Raw genomic sequence first — 15,470 nt, 5'->3', positions numbered from 1 at the left:
TGTGTTAATTTAAATGGTTAATTTGATTTAAAATTAACTTAAATTTTTACAGGAAATTGAAATTATTTTAGGTTTTTTATAAATAAAAGGGAAGACCATATTTAGGCTGTGTATTAACCATTTATTACCTAATCGAAAAACTATTTATCATCATTATTTCGGAAAATTCCCTAAAAATAACGACATTTTTTAACAAACAAAATGTAACTATCAAAACAACCTTCATTTTATCCTATTCGTTGTACTATATTTTCTAAACTTATTAATAAAATAAAAGAAGATTTAACTTAGTTAAATGATTAGAGCCTTGTTTTTTTAACAAAACAAGGCTCTATAAATATAAAAGGTAAAAGTATTTATTAATACGCCATCTCTACAATTTCTGCAGCAACATCAGGAGTGATATCTTGATGTTCTCCTAAAGCCGTCATTCCGTGATCGGTTAGGTTTTTAGCGACTTTTTGAGAAAATCCATCATAATCATCTGTATAATCCCGTAATCTTGTGTCAATATCTAAAGACTGAAAAAAGCTTTCGGTTCTTTTAATGGCTTCTCTTGCTTTTTCTTCTGTATTTCCTTCTTTAATATTAAAGATACGTTCTGCATACTGAGCAAGTTTCTCTTTCTTCTGCTCAAACTTCTTTGTATAAGCACTTGGTAGAATTACAGCCAAAGTACGAGCATGATCAATTCCATAAAAAGCTGTAAGTTCGTGTGCAATCATATGTACACTCCAATCCGTAGGCACACCTTTTTGTATATATCCATTAAGGGCCATAGTGCAACACCACATAAAATTAGAAGCAGCTTTATAATCACTCGGATCTTTAATTATGGCAGGAGCAATTTCTATTAAGGTTTGTAAAATCCCTTCAGAGAAACGATCCTGAAGTGGTGCATCTGCTGGATACGTCATATATTGTTCTAATACGTGAGTATAAGCATCTACAATACCATTAGCCAGTTGTCTTTTTGGAATACTATGAACTACTGTAGGGTCACAAATTGAAAATTCTGGAAATAATCCAGGACCACCCATTACCATTTTTTCATTCGTTTCTGATCTACTTACCACAGCACCACTATTCATTTCGCTTCCTGTAGCAGGTAAAGTTAATACGGTTCCAAAAGGCAACCCTTTTAATGTTCTAATTCTCTTTGCTAAAATATCCCACGGACTATCTCCTTCATAAACTGCTGCTGAGGATAAAAACTTAGTTCCATCAATAACAGATCCTCCTCCAACAGCCAGCATATAGCCGATATCTTCTTTCTTTATTATTTCTAATGCCTTTAACAGTGTAGTGTATTCAGGGTTAGCTTCAATTCCAGAAAACTCTATAATATTATGGTCTTTAAGGGCTGCTATTACCTGATCATAAACACCATTTTTCTTAATACTTCCTCCTCCATAGAGTAATAAAACTTTCTTATCCTTTGGTACTTCTGTAGTAAGTTTCTCTATTTGCCCTTTACCAAAAATTATTTTGGTAGGTACATATAATTCAAAATTTCTCATGATTTTATATTCTTATTTAAGTTGACTAAACTTTGATTCAAAATTATTAATACAAATTTCAAAATAAAAATGCACTAAATAGTTGATCTATGGTAAGAAATAACAAAATATTACGACTTTAAATAAATAATACCATATATCTTATATGGTAATCATTAGAATTAGAATTAGATTATTTTTTTTAGATTTACCCCAATGATAGCGCCTGTATTACCTAAAAACGAAAAATATCGACAAATAGCTTTAGAGAAGTATGGATTATTAGATACTTTGCCAGAAGAAAGTTATGATAATATCACATCCATTATATCGTATATCTGTGATGTGCCGATATCACTTATTGCATTAATTGATAAAGATCGAAATTTTTTAAAATCACATTATGGAGTTCCATTTAATGAATCTCCTAGAGAAATTTCGTTTTGTGGTCATGCTATTAATTCAGATGATCCGTTAACTATCATAACAGATTCTAGAAAAGATGAACGGTTTAAAGGAAATCCTTTAGTTGATGAACATCAAGCTATTTTTTATGCTGGTGCACAGTTAATAGATTCTGATGGTTTTAAGTTGGGAACTTTGTGTGTGTATGATACTAAACCTAGAGAGTTAACTTCTGAACAAAAAGATGCATTATTAGCTATGTCCAAGCAAGTGGTGAACTTGTTTGAACAGCGATATCAAAACTTAAGACTTACACAACTTAGTGATAAGCTTGAAAAAAGAAATGAAGATCTTAAAAAATTCGCCAGTGTTGTTTCACATGATCTTAAATCCCCTTTAGCTAATATTATTTCGCTGACAGAGCTGTTAGAAGATGGTAATAAAGATAAGCTTAATGAAGAATCTTTACAGTATTTAGAATATTTAAAGACATCTTCTTATTCCCTAAGAGACTATATTGATGGGATTCTCAAGTTTTATAAAAGTGATGATATAATAAAAGACGGAAAAACTGAGATACAAATTAACCATTTACTGGAAGAATTAAAGAGAATAACTGATTCCGAACACAAGGTTCGATTTAATATTTCCTCGGATGTTCAGTTAATTTCTGCGAATGAAACTGCCTTGATGCAGATTTTAATTAATCTAATTACCAATGCTATAAAGTATAATTCAAAACCTGAGATAATTATTGATATAGTTATAACAGAAGAAGAAAGTTTTTACAATTTTGTGGTTAAGGATAATGGTGACGGAATCCCAAAGAATTTTTTAGATAAAATATTTGATCTTTTTACGGTTGTTGGAGTAGAAGACAGAGACGGTAACGTTGGAACTGGTATTGGATTAGCAACGGTAAAGAAAATAGTTAGAAATTTAGGTGGAGCTATTTCGGTTACTTCTACAGAAGGAGTAGGCAGTACGTTTACTTTTTCCATATCTAAAATTTAGAGTAAATTTTAATAAAATTATATTCGTGTTCCCTTTTTTAAACTCTCTATGGGTATTTAGTTATTTGTATTGAAAATATCAATTTGTCGTACAAAGTAATTACTAGATATAAAATAGATTCTACAGAAAAAGAATAGCATTTCGCTGAAAACCTTTCTTAGCGATTAAACTTCTCAATGTTTTTATAGTCATTAATATGTAATTTCAAATCTCTAGATTATGAAACCAAACATATTAAAAACAGCAATATTATTCTGTATGATTGTATTTTTTGGAATTGTACGTATAAATCCAGATTACAATCCAAGAGAACAGGGAAATATTTCAATGTATCAATATACAACCTTCGAAATTACAGAAGCTAAAATATCTTTTATAAACGATATAAGATCAATTCATCGAATTTGGTTATTAATTGTTATGAGTATACTATTAATTGCTGTACTAATTCGAGTATCCATATTTCCAAAAATAGATTTATTACCATCTTCAAAAAATAAAAAAACATGAAAAAGAGATTCTTGATACTGGCCTGCACGTTTATGGTAAAGATGATATATGCAAGTTCTTTTAATGCAGATATTATAATTGATACAACTACTGTTGTTAATAATACTGAAACATATACGGTGTATGACGACGAAACCTATGTTTACTTAACAATGAAGACAATAGATCCTAAGGTGGCAACCTCAATATTACGTAAAGGATTAGTTATATATTTTGATGTTAAAGGAAAAAAGAAAAAAAACGTATCAGTAACCTATCCAATTGTTAAAACTCAAAGACCTCCAAGAAGAAATGAGGATAGACCTAGTAAGCCTACTGATCCCGAGGTCAATGACAGTATTATAAAAAAGATATATCATATGCTAGAAAATAATAAACCACAGAAGGCATTATACACATATTACGATAAAATCAAAGAATTTAATACAGTTCTAAACAATGAGGGCATTGCTATAGATGTAAGAGCAGATAAACAAAATAGCTGTTTCTTATATAGCTTAAAAATACCTAAGAATAAAATAAATACGAGAACAGATATTAATTTTAATAAGCTTATTATAGGAATTAAAACAGCTAACATAGCAAGGAATACGTCAGAAAGAACAAGACCTACGCAATCAGCAAGAAATGGTGGTAGAGGCGGCGGTAGAGGAGGAGGGAGATCAAACGGTACAACAGGACAAGGAATATCTGGTAATCCTCCTGTAAGAGATCAAAGTAGATCGAAAAACAGAGAAATAGTATCCGATATTACTCCTATTGATTTTTGGTTTAAAGTTACTTCTAATTGATTTTGTGTTAAATATGCTCTTTTAGAGTTTTTATTAATTAGTTAGTTTTTTGAGATAAGCTTCGTAAGTAATTATGGAGCTTATTTATGTAACAAATAATACTAACTTAAAACATAATACACTCTGACGGAATTATCATTTCGACATATTTTATCTAATACTTACTATTACTTCGTGCTATAACTTTAAAAAACTAATAGCATGTTCAAAAAATATCGAATTCTTAAATGGAGTATAATCTCTATTCTATCTATTGTTCTTTCTCTTTTTATTTTTGGTTGGTGGTTTATGGGTTTATTACCATCTTCAGAAAATAGAAAGGATATAACTATTACTCAAGCATCTGATTTGCCATACCTTTCTAAAAATACTATTCCAAAACGAGGTAAGATCTTAGCAATCGTTACCAGTACAGCTATTATGGGAAATACTGACAAAAGTACTGGTTATGAATTAACTGAATTGTCACGTGCCTACTATGTTTTTCAGGCTAATGGTTTTGAGGTAGATATTGCTAGTCCATTAGGTGGTGAACCACCTGTAGTCATTGATGATGAAGATATGGGACTCTATGATTTTGCTTTTTTGAATGATCGTGAGGCTCAATATAAAGTAAAACATACCATTCCTGTTGATAATGTTAATTCCGAATTGTATGAAGCCGTATTTTTTGTAGGAGGAAAGGGAGCAATGTTTGATTTTCCAGAAAACGCTTCAATTCAATCTATTGTTAGAAACTTATATCAATCTGATAAGGTTATCGGGGCAGTATGTCATGGACCTGCGGCACTTGTAAATGTAACCCTTGATACCGGTCGTCCATTACTAAAAGACAAAAAGGTAAGTGGTTTCACTAATGACGAAGAATTATTATTGATTTCGGATGCCAAAAATATATTCCCTTTTCTTTTACAAGATAAATTAGAAGCCCAAGGAGGTGTTTTTAATGAAGGTACAATGTATCTGGAAAATATAAGTCAGGAGAATAATTTAGTAACTGGTCAGAATCCTTGGTCTACCTGGAAACTAGCTGAAACTATGATTTCTCAATTGGGATATACACCAAAATATAGAGAAATTACAGCAGAAGAGAATGCAGTAAAAGTTTTAAAGATATATGAAGAAGAAGGATCTGACGAAGCCAAAGAATTAATGAATCGCATAATTTCTATAGAAAAGAAACCTATGGATAGAATATTAATAGCAAAACACGGTATTATAGCAGCTATGCAAGGCAAAATTGGGAAGTTTTTTAGTTTGGTTGGGTTAACATCTGATGCAAAAAACATATCAGAAGGTATGAGAAATTAAAATAATAGCAAGATAGTATTGCTAAACAGTAAGTATAAATTCTTCGGTGAGTTTATACTTTCTTGGAATATCAAATATCCCTACATTTGGAAAAATTAGTCTATTGAGTTTTTTAGATATATTATTGGTAATTATTAGCAGTGCAGGACTTTTGCACGGAGTACTTTTTGCCTTCTATTTAATCATTTTCAAAAAGAAAAAGACATTAACCAATCGTTTACTAGGTTTGATTCTCATATTTATGGCTTTCCGAATAGGGAAATCAGTAATGCTCAATTTTGGCGATGGTCTAGAACCTGTTTTTATTTTTATTGGATTGGCTTTTCTTTTATTAATTGGTCCATTATTCAGATGGTATGTTTCAGGAATGACCTCTCCAAACTTTAAACTGCCAAAATATTATTACTTAGAAATTATTCCGTTTGTATTGATTTTTACTTCTAGTCTTTTTGTTACTAAAGAATGGTACGATAACAGTAAACTGGTCATCTTTATTTTTGGGAGTGGTCTTATATTTATATATCTACATTTGTTCTTTTATATAATGTTTGGATGGTGGATCTTGAAAAAAACAAAACAAAAACATCAGGAAACCTTACAGACAAAATCCCAGAAAGCCATATTCACTTGGCTCCGTTTTCTTATCGCTGGTTTTATAGTAATATGGATAACCTATGTGTTAAACATTTTAGATGAAACCGTACCTTACATTGTTGGGCCTATTTTATATTCTATAATTATTTATTTTTTAAGTTATAAGGCATTTCAATTAAAAGCTACTGATCTGGATGGAGAAGTATTTAGTACCAATGATGATAATCTTCTATTTGATCAGATTTCAAAACTAGTTACTGATACAAAATTATATCTCGAACCGGACATTTCATTAGTAAAGCTTAGTAAACAGTTAGGGAAAAGTACACAAATTACTTCATCCGTTATTAATCAATACGCGAAGAGAAATTTTAATGATTTTATTAATCATTATCGTGTTCAGGAAGCTAAGAAGTTACTTTCTACCACAGAAGGTGATAAATTCACTATATCCGCGATCGCTTTTGATATAGGCTTTAGCAGTCTTTCCTCTTTTAACAGTGCGTTTAAAAAATTTGAAGGGATCACACCATCTAAATACAGAAAAGATAAAGCTTAATTTCAGCGATTTACATAAATAACGACGGTTTTTTTATAATAAATTGAAAATAAGTTAATTAATATGTTGTATATCGAAAAAAAGGGGTCATTTTTGCACTTTAAAAACAATATTTTAATTTAATTACATTACAATGAATAAAGGAACAGTAAAATTCTTCAATGACGCTAAAGGTTTTGGATTTATCACTGAAGAAGGTGCTAACAAAGATCACTTTGTACACATTTCTGGATTAGTAGACGAAGTTCGCGAAGGCGATACAGTAGAATTTGATCTACAAGAAGGTAACAAAGGATTAAACGCAGTGAACGTAAAAGTTATCTAATACATACATATACTTTCAAGTTTAATGAAAAGTCCATCAATATTGATGGACTTTTTTTATTACCTTATTCCTCTTTTCTTCCCTTAATAACTGTTTAATTGCTAAATAATTCCAGAGCGCGATTTATTCCACTATCTATTCCTTCTTCAAAATCCAAAGTTGAAAGAAATGGAACTCTATTTTCTTGATTATCGGGGCCAATTCCCACTGCTTCAAAAATGACTCCTTGTGGATCTTCATATACTTCATTAGATAAACCTATTTCTGCACCATTTGGTAGTGTATGACTAAGAACATTAGAAAAAGCTCCTGCTGTATTCTCTCCTACAATCGTTACATATGGTAAGTCTTTCATACATAAAGCAAAAAGGTCTGCTGCACTTATGGATGCAGGACTGGTAAGCAATACGATATCTCCCGTAAATTGAAAATCTCCTTTAGGACCTACAGAAACAGCTCTTTTTTCTGTAAAAGTATTACCTAACCTAAATTTTTTCGTATATAAAAATCTTTCTTGATCCATAAAACGAGATACAATATCCAAAGCTGCCGTATCATGTCCACCTCCATTAAAACGTATATCGATAATCAGTTTAGAAACTCCTGATGCAGAAATATCGTTCATAATTGTGTCTAATAAATCATTTAATGTAGACAGCTCATTGCTAAAATCACTTCCATATCCTGCCATCGTTAAAACATTAACGTATCCTACAGTATCATTGATCAATCCCCATAGTATATTATCTCTTTCATCTATTTCAAAATCTCCTCCTAAATATTCTGTTACTATTGTTGTTGCTTTTTGACCAAAAAGATCTCCTAAATCATCTCCGTTTTCTATAATAAAATCTCCACTTAAGTTCATATTGAATGTTTCTAATAATTTTGGAAACCCTGAATCAATTTGAATACCATTTTCTTCATCGAAGATACTTACATGACCATCTTCTAATAAAAGAACTAACTCTTCTAAAATATCATAAAAGTTATCAGTAGTCACTTGATCTCTTAAACTTTCATACTGCGACCAGTCTACATTTCTGGTTTCAAAAAAAGCATAATAATCATTAAAGATATTCCAGAAATGATCAAAATTCACCTTGGGATCATCAGTATCGGCTATCTGATCAGGAAGACAAGTTGGGTTTTGATTTGACAATCGAGTAAATTCAAAATCAGATTCATTTAAGTCTGTAGTTAATATCAAGTCATTTGCACTTACTAGACTTGGAACAAAATCTTCTAGTTCAAAATCATCATCTACAATTGAGCATCCTGCGGTATTTATATTATAAACTACATCATTCCCTTCTGTAAACTCCAAAATGTATCCTAGTTCTTCTGAGAACCAAAAACCATTGATCGAATCTTCTACAGGAAGGGTGGGATTGTCATCATCCGTTTGGCAAGAAACAATTAATAATAACTGGAAGCATACGCATAGCTTTTTAATAATTCTAAAATGGATTTCTTTTTTGATAATGTGTACTATCATAATGATAATTTTTGATTTTTAGTAAAATGTAAAGAGATTAATAAAGGTTTTGTTGTACAAAACTGAAGAGAACATTAAAAACGATATCCAATTTTGAGGTTGAAATATGGTGTTAAACCAATTTCTCTTCCAGTGTTGTTTCCAAATCCAAGTCCTACACCAACACCAGCTTCATAATTAAAATGATTACCAATGTTTCTTCTAATTCCCCAGCTTATTGCTGTAAATGGATGGCTTGATAAGTTTCTTTGAGTATCTGTATCAACATCATCATAAAAATAGTAACTACCTCGTAACGAAACATAATTACCACTGTTACAATCTATTCTCTTTCCTTGACTTGCTCGTTTGTTTAAATTATAGTACCATCGAGGTTCTAAAGCTACTATAGGTAATGAATAACCATTACCGACTTGGGTATCATTACCCTCTGCCCATAGACCTACAATTGCTATTCCTACTTCACTTCGTAAAACGACTTGATTAGATAATTTTAATTCATTATGAACCCATACGCCCATAACGCCGATTTGAATTCCAAAGATTGATTTTTCTACAGATGCTTCTTCTGCATTTTGTGAGAATCCAGAATAAGAAGTGTAAAGGAATAATAAAACAAAAGCTACTTTTTTCATACTAAATATTAATTTAAAGGGTATTATTAATTAAGACTAAGTAGTGTTGATTCATTCATGTGTTTTTTGATTTCCCGATATAAAAGTATCGGAATCAAAAAGGAAAGAGAATAATTTTAGTGTTGGAGAAGTACTAAAACAGTAGGATTACACGAATTAGGACGTTTTTTGAAGTTTTCTAAAAGCACCAGGAGACATACTTAAATTAGTTTTAAAAGTACTATAGAAAACACTCTTAGATTTAAAACCAGCTTCTAAGCCTATGGCCTCTATAGAATATTTATTAAATATCGGATTATGTAATAAATTTTTAGCGGCTTCTATTCGATATTCATTTACAAACTGAATAACACTTTTATTAATTTCTTGATTTATAATCTGCGATAAATATCCTTCGCTTGTTTCTAATCGAGTTGCGAGATCTAACCTGCTTAAAAGAGGGTTTTTATATAATTCCTCTTCTTCCATTAATATGTAGAGTTGAGTAATAATTTTAGAAACTGTGGTTTCATTTATTTGTTTTTTTATAGGAGTTTTATCGATCTTTCCTGATACCAAATATCGATGTATCTCTTCTTTTTGAACAATGATTTGTAATCTGAATATTCCATAATACAAAACCCACCAGAATAAAAACGAAAGTGATATCCATAAAAAATTTGTAACATATTCCGAATCGTATATATATAGTTCAATATTAGACAAAAGCCAAACGATAATAATGCATATAATGAAAAGATTTAATCGTAATAACCAACGTCTTTTGTCTTCAGAAATAGTAGTGGCTTTTTTTATTAATCTCCTTGCCCAAAAAATTAAAAACACATTATAAGCAAAACCTAAAATGTCCTTAATGTCATATATTATAACATCAAAGTCTGAATTATAAAGATTAAAAAAAGCATGAAAAAAGGTAATAAAAACCTCAATTGCCAAAGAGCAAAAAAAAGGAACATAAAGCAATTTGTACCATCTTTTTTTTAGGTATCTATGCTGAATTTGGATTAGAAAATAGGTAAATAAAGTAACGGTAACCAAAAATTCTAACATGATATTGTCTAAAAACTGTAAGACATAACCTTCTATATCGTACCAACCTAAGAAGGTCAAACTTGTCAATAAGAACAGAGAAAAGGCTAGATATTTGTTTGCACGATTCTTATAAAAAGAAGTCGTAACTAATGAAATACTTATAAAATATCCCATGATTCCACTAGCAATTACTATAAAATCTAGTATTGTTGTATCCAATCTTTAAAGAATTAATGGTATTAAAATTCAATGAGAAATATAAATTATTGTAGCACGAATGTTTCAGATACCAAATATTCTATACATCATACCAATAACTGTAAATATTCTGGGATGTTACATGAGTTTTACAATTAATTATAAAACTAATTTTTAATATCTACGAGTTCATCTAATTATTCAACTAGTAGGATAGGAGTATAATTTATGTAAAACAATTATTTATGTGTTAGTATATAATTCTTTAATTATTTCATTTAAAGATAACCTTGCTTCTTTCATAATGGGTAGAAATGGCCAAATATGTGGCATGTTTTCACCTTCAATTACTTTAATTTTCACTTGAGCTGATTTCAACTTATCGACAACCAATTTTTGATCAGGATAAGTAATGTCCTTTTCTCCTAGAAATAGAATAGTCTCAGGAAATCCTTTGAAATTTCCATATAACGGTGAAATCATCTCGTTTTTTAAGTCAACATTTCCAGCACACATTCTTTTGGCACTTAACAATCCAGCTTTTGAGAGCATTGGGTCAATTACATCTATTATATCAATTTCTGAATTAGTCATAGATGAATCCATTACTGGAGAAACGAGAATTAGTTTATTGGGTAGTTGTTGCTTATTGGTTATTAACCTTTGTATAAGTGCAATAATTAATGTACCCCCTACAGAATCACCTATTAACGAAATTTGATTTGATTTGTAGTTCTTTAAGGCCTCATTATAGATTGAATTTATATTTTCAGAGATTTCGGATATTTTATGCTCAGGTGCTTTTGGATAATTACACATCCAAACGTTATAGTCAGTTTGCTTGGTAATAGTTTTGATTGTATCCCAATGATGTTTTGCTGGACCCGAAATGAATGCGCCTCCATGAATAAATATCAATAATTTATCTGAATTATTTTTTTGTCCTATTTCTGTTATTAAGGAATTAGATATTTTAAAATCTCTTGTTACATTTTTGTTATAAAAACTACCTTTTGGTTTATAAACATCCTCCTTTCTAAGTTTCTCAAAATCTACAGGATCCTTACTAAAAATCTTTTTTAAACCTTTTATTTTGATAACCGATAACGTCAGATAATATGTAAAACTTTGCTTCATTATTTTCTTTTTAGTAATTCTTAATAAACCTCATTCATATATTCCTAAATGTACGATTTTGTTGTTTGTAAATTAGACGAGTATTTTACTTTAAAAATTAGTCATATCCATGACTTTTGTTTCATTATCTGATAATTTTATATGCTGCATTATACCTCCGCCTGTTTCATCCCAAAGCATAAATGCGATAACATAATAATCTCCTGCAGGCAAATCTTTAAATTCGAATTCTCCTTTTTCATTACACATTGTCTTTCTAGTTTTATGATAACCTTCTGGATCAGGAACAAACTTTGGGATTCCATTTTCTATATATACATAACCAGAATCATCATTCTTGTAAATATGGTTTAATCGCTCTTTGGTATAAGTTGAATATGGATTTAACTCTATTCTAAAATCTTTTCCAAAACGGACATCTCCACTTTTTGACTTGAATTTTGCGACTCCTTTAATAGCAGAAGTTCCAGTATTCTTAAACCAGCGAACTTCATCTTCATTAAACTCGTTTTCTATCTTTATTGTTGTTTCGTTTTTTATGGTCTTATCTGCACAACTACAAAAAATAATAGTTAGGAAAAATAGTATATATCTCATTGACTTTAAGTTTCTAATGGTTAATCTAAATTCTTTTTTATACTTTTTATTGTAGAATTAATTCTTTCTGCATGTATTAATCTCACTTTTTCCTTATCTAATGTTCCACCCAGAATTATCATTGCTTTCTTATTAAATCTTTTTCCAAGTCTGTCATCAAGCATTACATTTCTCATGCTTCTCGCTATTCCAATCTCTTCCAAAAACTTATTTGGATGACCAGCTGTACAAATTACAACACCCTGAGGTACGCGTTTCATCATCTGAGTATTATCCTTTTCTTTATTTTCTCCATATGCATATCCAACAGCATAGACTCTATCAAACCAACCTTTTAACTTTGCCGGGCAATCGCTCCACCAGACTGGATATAAAAATATAATACAATCCGTTCCAGCAATTTTTTGATGTTCTTTTTTCACATCATTTGCTATTGGTATATCTAGATTAGCAAAACCTTCTCGCCGATATTCTTCTTCACTCATATCAGTTTTAAAATTCATTGCATATAAATCAGAAACCTGAAACTCAATTCTTTCTTTTTTTAGGTCTAATTCCAATTGCTGTAAAATCTCATAAGTATATGATTTTTTACTTGGGTGGCAATATATAATAAGAACTTTCATGTCTTTCTATAATTACTTATTTAGACAGTACTTGTTATAACTTTGTTATAACGCATTATTTCCTAATATTACTTTTTCGATCAATTCATTTTGTTTCCTGTTTAAAACATGTTTAGAATCTTTAATTAGTTTTATATTTTTCAAACTTGGGAATATATTTTTTGCTCTTTTAATCATTTTATTTCCTGGAAAAAGAATATCATTTTCTCCAGCAAATACCGTAATGGGTGTCCTAATTGCATTTGCTTTTCTTGCTTGGATTATAGGAACCGGTGTAAAATCCATTGAAAAATGCAAAAACACTTTTGCTAAAAACTTAACTGCGAATTCGTCACGCTCAGTGAAAACCTTTGATAAGAATTGTTCAACATATTTATTTTTTTTGGTTTTTATAAACCTTTTCATTGGAATAAATATTTTGAATAAAATTTTAATAGGATTTCCATTTACAATATAAGCAGGTGATGATAAATAAACTTCCTTGATTTTGCTTTCATCATATTCAAGAGTTTTTAGTATTACTAATCCTCCAAACGAGAAACCAGCTAAAACTACATTTTCAATTTTTAGAGAATTAATGATTTCACTCATCCATCTACCATAAGAGTCATCTTTCATACTTAATCTAATCTCGGCACTTTTGTTTGGTTGGGCCAATACATCAATTGCATAAACTCTAAATTTTTTACTTAGATTGGGATACGTTTCAAGAGCAATTGGAGCGCAACCATTAGAACCGTGTACCAAAATAATAGGAGGTTTGTTAGATATCCCTGTTGCAATAATATTAGTTTCCCCATATGAAGAATTAATATTCAGGTATTCATATTTAGTACAAAGTTCATCTAGTTTCTCTTCATATAATCTTAAAATGTCTTTTCTTCCTTGACTTGATTTAAAAAGTGATGTCATTAGTTTCTTTTAACTTTCTAAAATGATTTCCCTATAACTTTTAATTTTCTTTTGTGCCTTTTGGTTTACGGACCATAACTATTCCTATCCATAAAAACCAAATTATCTGACTGACTCCAAAGATTTCTGTAAAAATATCTAATGGATAAATTGTTAGTATACCTGCAATCCCTACAAGTATTCCTAATAGAGCCAAACCTCTGGAAAATGATTTATTGTTTAACACTATGATACTGATTAGTAATACCCAAATTCCACCAACAATCTCATTTCCACCACCAAGTCCTTCAGAAACAATGCTAACACTAGACCATATTTGCATGGCATTTTCTGGTGATGTGATTCCAATTTCAAGTACCGAATTGAGTCCAATATTTGTTATCATTCCGCAGGCAATCACCAATCCGACCCAAATAACACCAAAGATAAAAGCTAATTTAGATAGGTTTGGTGAATCCTTTTTTAGACGTTCATGAATTGCTAGTACTAATACCGCTAATAATATCCCAAATAATATATAGCTAGTGAAGTTTAAAATCGATAAGGTTATGTAATTCTCAGACAGAAAAATTAATTCTTCATTTGCACTTGCATTTTTATCAGGATATATTAGAACACCTCCATATATAATGAAAGCCATAATATAAATAATGGCTTCAAAAATTGAACATACTCCGCCTAACTTTTGTATATTTTTTATTTCCATTTTTTATGTTTAGGTTATAATTTCAAAGATTATAATTTAGAAAACGAAAAGAATTGATATTTATCAAATAATGTATATGATTAGGTTTTAACCCATTATTTATTGCAAAATAAACATATTGTGGTAACAAAAATTATAGTTAATAGTCTATTCTATAACATCTAAATACTATATAGACTAAAAAATGCAAAACTTGATAGAGACATTTAGGGAAATTGGAAATCTCTCTAAGGAGAATGAGAAAGCATTATTTAATGCGATAGAACGTATAGAATACCCTCCAAAAACGATGCTTCATGAAACAGGTAAAGTATGTGATAGTATTTATTTTATTGAAAAAGGAATTGCCAGAACGTTTTATTATAAAAAAGGAAAAGATATTACCTATTGGATTGCCCCTGAAAATGAATTTGTAGGGGCAATGGCAAGTTTCTTTTCTAGAGAGCCAAGTAATAAAATGGTTGAAACTATAGAATCTTGTATTCTATGGAAATTTGAACACCATAAACTAGAACAATTATTTTCTACTAATCGTGAATTAGAGAAGGCTGCAAGATTATTTGCTAATCATGGAATTTCACTCTTAGAAAAACGATTTGATACTTTACATTTTAATACTGCAAAAGAGCGTTATGACTTGTTGGTACATCAACAATCTGACATTTTGCAAAGAGTTCCTTTAGGGATGATTGCTTCATATCTAGGAATTACTCAAGAAACTTTAAGTCGAATACGACATCAAAAATAGTTTTGGATGAAAATTAGAAACAAAATTATTCACAGAAAAAGATAGAGTAGGACTTTTTAATAATCAAATATCAATAAGAAACGAAATTGAAACTCTGGAAAATGATTTTAATTTAATGGTAGATTTCTTTAAAAAATGAAATCATAAAACAAGATTTAGTAGAACAGAATAAAAATCATTAGTAGATTCTGTTCTAATAAAACTGACCTAAATTTAATAACAAAAGGAAGAATTTAAGAAGTAGAGTTATAACTAAATTCAGCTATTATTTACATTAAAAAAACCTCGCATACTAAGATACGAGGCTTTTATCGAGATACTAGTTTTATAATCTAATTTTCTGTTTTCATTATCGAAAACACGTGTAATACTT

General features: G+C 30.0%; 16 protein-coding genes. 7 read left to right on the top strand and 9 right to left on the bottom strand.

Translation table 11 applies throughout. The annotated features are described in order from the left end of the window. Positions 1 to 359: 359 nt before the first annotated feature. Positions 360 to 1,520 carry an iron-containing alcohol dehydrogenase gene (locus D1818_RS02440; protein ID WP_118456051.1) on the bottom strand — a complete coding sequence of 387 codons (1,161 nt, stop codon included), beginning with the start codon at positions 1,518 to 1,520 and terminating at the stop codon, positions 360 to 362. Positions 1,521 to 1,715: 195 nt separating this feature from the next. On the opposite strand from D1818_RS02440, the gene D1818_RS02435 reads away from it, so the two are divergent. From D1818_RS02435 to D1818_RS02410, 6 genes are all read left to right on the top strand, one after another. Continuing rightward, a complete protein-coding gene (locus D1818_RS02435) occupies positions 1,716 to 2,918 on the top strand; it encodes an ATP-binding protein (protein WP_118456049.1) in 1,203 nt (400 codons plus the stop codon). Positions 2,919 to 3,137: 219 nt separating this feature from the next. Continuing rightward, positions 3,138 to 3,428, top strand: a complete 291-nt coding sequence (locus tag D1818_RS02430; RefSeq protein ID WP_120752594.1) for a hypothetical protein — start codon at positions 3,138 to 3,140, stop codon at positions 3,426 to 3,428. After that, on the top strand, positions 3,425 to 4,219 hold the full coding sequence (locus D1818_RS02425) for a hypothetical protein (RefSeq protein ID WP_162897248.1): 795 nt from the start codon (positions 3,425 to 3,427) through the stop codon (positions 4,217 to 4,219). The genes D1818_RS02430 and D1818_RS02425 overlap by 4 nt, the downstream gene beginning before the upstream one ends. 201 nt (positions 4,220 to 4,420) lie before the next feature. Further along, a complete protein-coding gene (locus tag D1818_RS02420) occupies positions 4,421 to 5,530 on the top strand; it encodes a type 1 glutamine amidotransferase domain-containing protein (RefSeq protein WP_118456043.1) in 1,110 nt (369 codons plus the stop codon). Positions 5,531 to 5,633: 103 nt separating this feature from the next. Continuing rightward, positions 5,634 to 6,683: an AraC family transcriptional regulator gene (locus D1818_RS02415; RefSeq protein WP_118456041.1), complete on the top strand. Its 1,050-nt coding sequence runs from the start codon at positions 5,634 to 5,636 to the stop codon at positions 6,681 to 6,683. A gap of 133 nt (positions 6,684 to 6,816) precedes the next feature. Then, the gene (locus D1818_RS02410; RefSeq protein ID WP_118456039.1) at positions 6,817 to 7,008 is read left to right on the top strand and encodes a cold-shock protein; all 192 of its coding nucleotides are present in this window, start codon (positions 6,817 to 6,819) and stop codon (positions 7,006 to 7,008) included. A 94-nt stretch (positions 7,009 to 7,102) separates the two neighbouring features. Here the strand turns inward: D1818_RS02410 and D1818_RS02405 are convergent, their stop codons facing one another. The 8 genes from D1818_RS02405 to D1818_RS02370 all read right to left on the bottom strand — a co-directional run bounded on the left by D1818_RS02405 (position 7,103) and on the right by D1818_RS02370 (position 14,349). Continuing rightward, positions 7,103 to 8,506 carry a S41 family peptidase gene (locus tag D1818_RS02405; protein WP_118456037.1) on the bottom strand — a complete coding sequence of 468 codons (1,404 nt, stop codon included), beginning with the start codon at positions 8,504 to 8,506 and terminating at the stop codon, positions 7,103 to 7,105. Positions 8,507 to 8,580: 74 nt separating this feature from the next. Further along, on the bottom strand, positions 8,581 to 9,141 hold the full coding sequence (locus tag D1818_RS02400) for a hypothetical protein (RefSeq protein WP_118456035.1): 561 nt from the start codon (positions 9,139 to 9,141) through the stop codon (positions 8,581 to 8,583). Between the two features lie 156 nt (positions 9,142 to 9,297). Continuing rightward, positions 9,298 to 10,392 carry an AraC family transcriptional regulator gene (locus D1818_RS02395; protein WP_118456032.1) on the bottom strand — a complete coding sequence of 365 codons (1,095 nt, stop codon included), beginning with the start codon at positions 10,390 to 10,392 and terminating at the stop codon, positions 9,298 to 9,300. A 222-nt stretch (positions 10,393 to 10,614) separates the two neighbouring features. Further along, positions 10,615 to 11,508 (bottom strand): alpha/beta hydrolase fold domain-containing protein, encoded by an 894-nt coding sequence (locus D1818_RS02390; RefSeq protein WP_118456030.1) that lies wholly within the window; start codon positions 11,506 to 11,508, stop codon positions 10,615 to 10,617. A gap of 90 nt (positions 11,509 to 11,598) precedes the next feature. Next, positions 11,599 to 12,105, bottom strand: a complete 507-nt coding sequence (locus tag D1818_RS02385; RefSeq protein ID WP_118456028.1) for a hypothetical protein — start codon at positions 12,103 to 12,105, stop codon at positions 11,599 to 11,601. Positions 12,106 to 12,125: 20 nt separating this feature from the next. After that, the gene (locus D1818_RS02380) at positions 12,126 to 12,731 is read right to left on the bottom strand and encodes an NAD(P)H-dependent oxidoreductase (protein WP_118456026.1); all 606 of its coding nucleotides are present in this window, start codon (positions 12,729 to 12,731) and stop codon (positions 12,126 to 12,128) included. A gap of 45 nt (positions 12,732 to 12,776) precedes the next feature. Further along, entirely contained in the window at positions 12,777 to 13,643 is an 867-nt protein-coding gene (locus D1818_RS02375) for an alpha/beta fold hydrolase (protein ID WP_118456024.1), read from the bottom strand. A 40-nt stretch (positions 13,644 to 13,683) separates the two neighbouring features. Then, positions 13,684 to 14,349: a DUF4386 family protein gene (locus tag D1818_RS02370; protein ID WP_199726313.1), complete on the bottom strand. Its 666-nt coding sequence runs from the start codon at positions 14,347 to 14,349 to the stop codon at positions 13,684 to 13,686. A gap of 184 nt (positions 14,350 to 14,533) precedes the next feature. Here D1818_RS02370 and D1818_RS02365 point away from each other — a divergent pair, with 184 nt between their 5' ends. Continuing rightward, entirely contained in the window at positions 14,534 to 15,097 is a 564-nt protein-coding gene (locus tag D1818_RS02365; RefSeq protein ID WP_118456022.1) for a Crp/Fnr family transcriptional regulator, read from the top strand. Positions 15,098 to 15,470: the final 373 nt, after the last annotated feature.

This window comes from Aquimarina sp. BL5 (assembly GCF_003443675.1).
Lineage (GTDB): Bacteria > Bacteroidota > Bacteroidia > Flavobacteriales > Flavobacteriaceae > Aquimarina.
The sequence above is the reverse complement of the archived record's forward strand: the minus strand, read 5'-3'. Positions and strand labels throughout refer to the sequence as shown.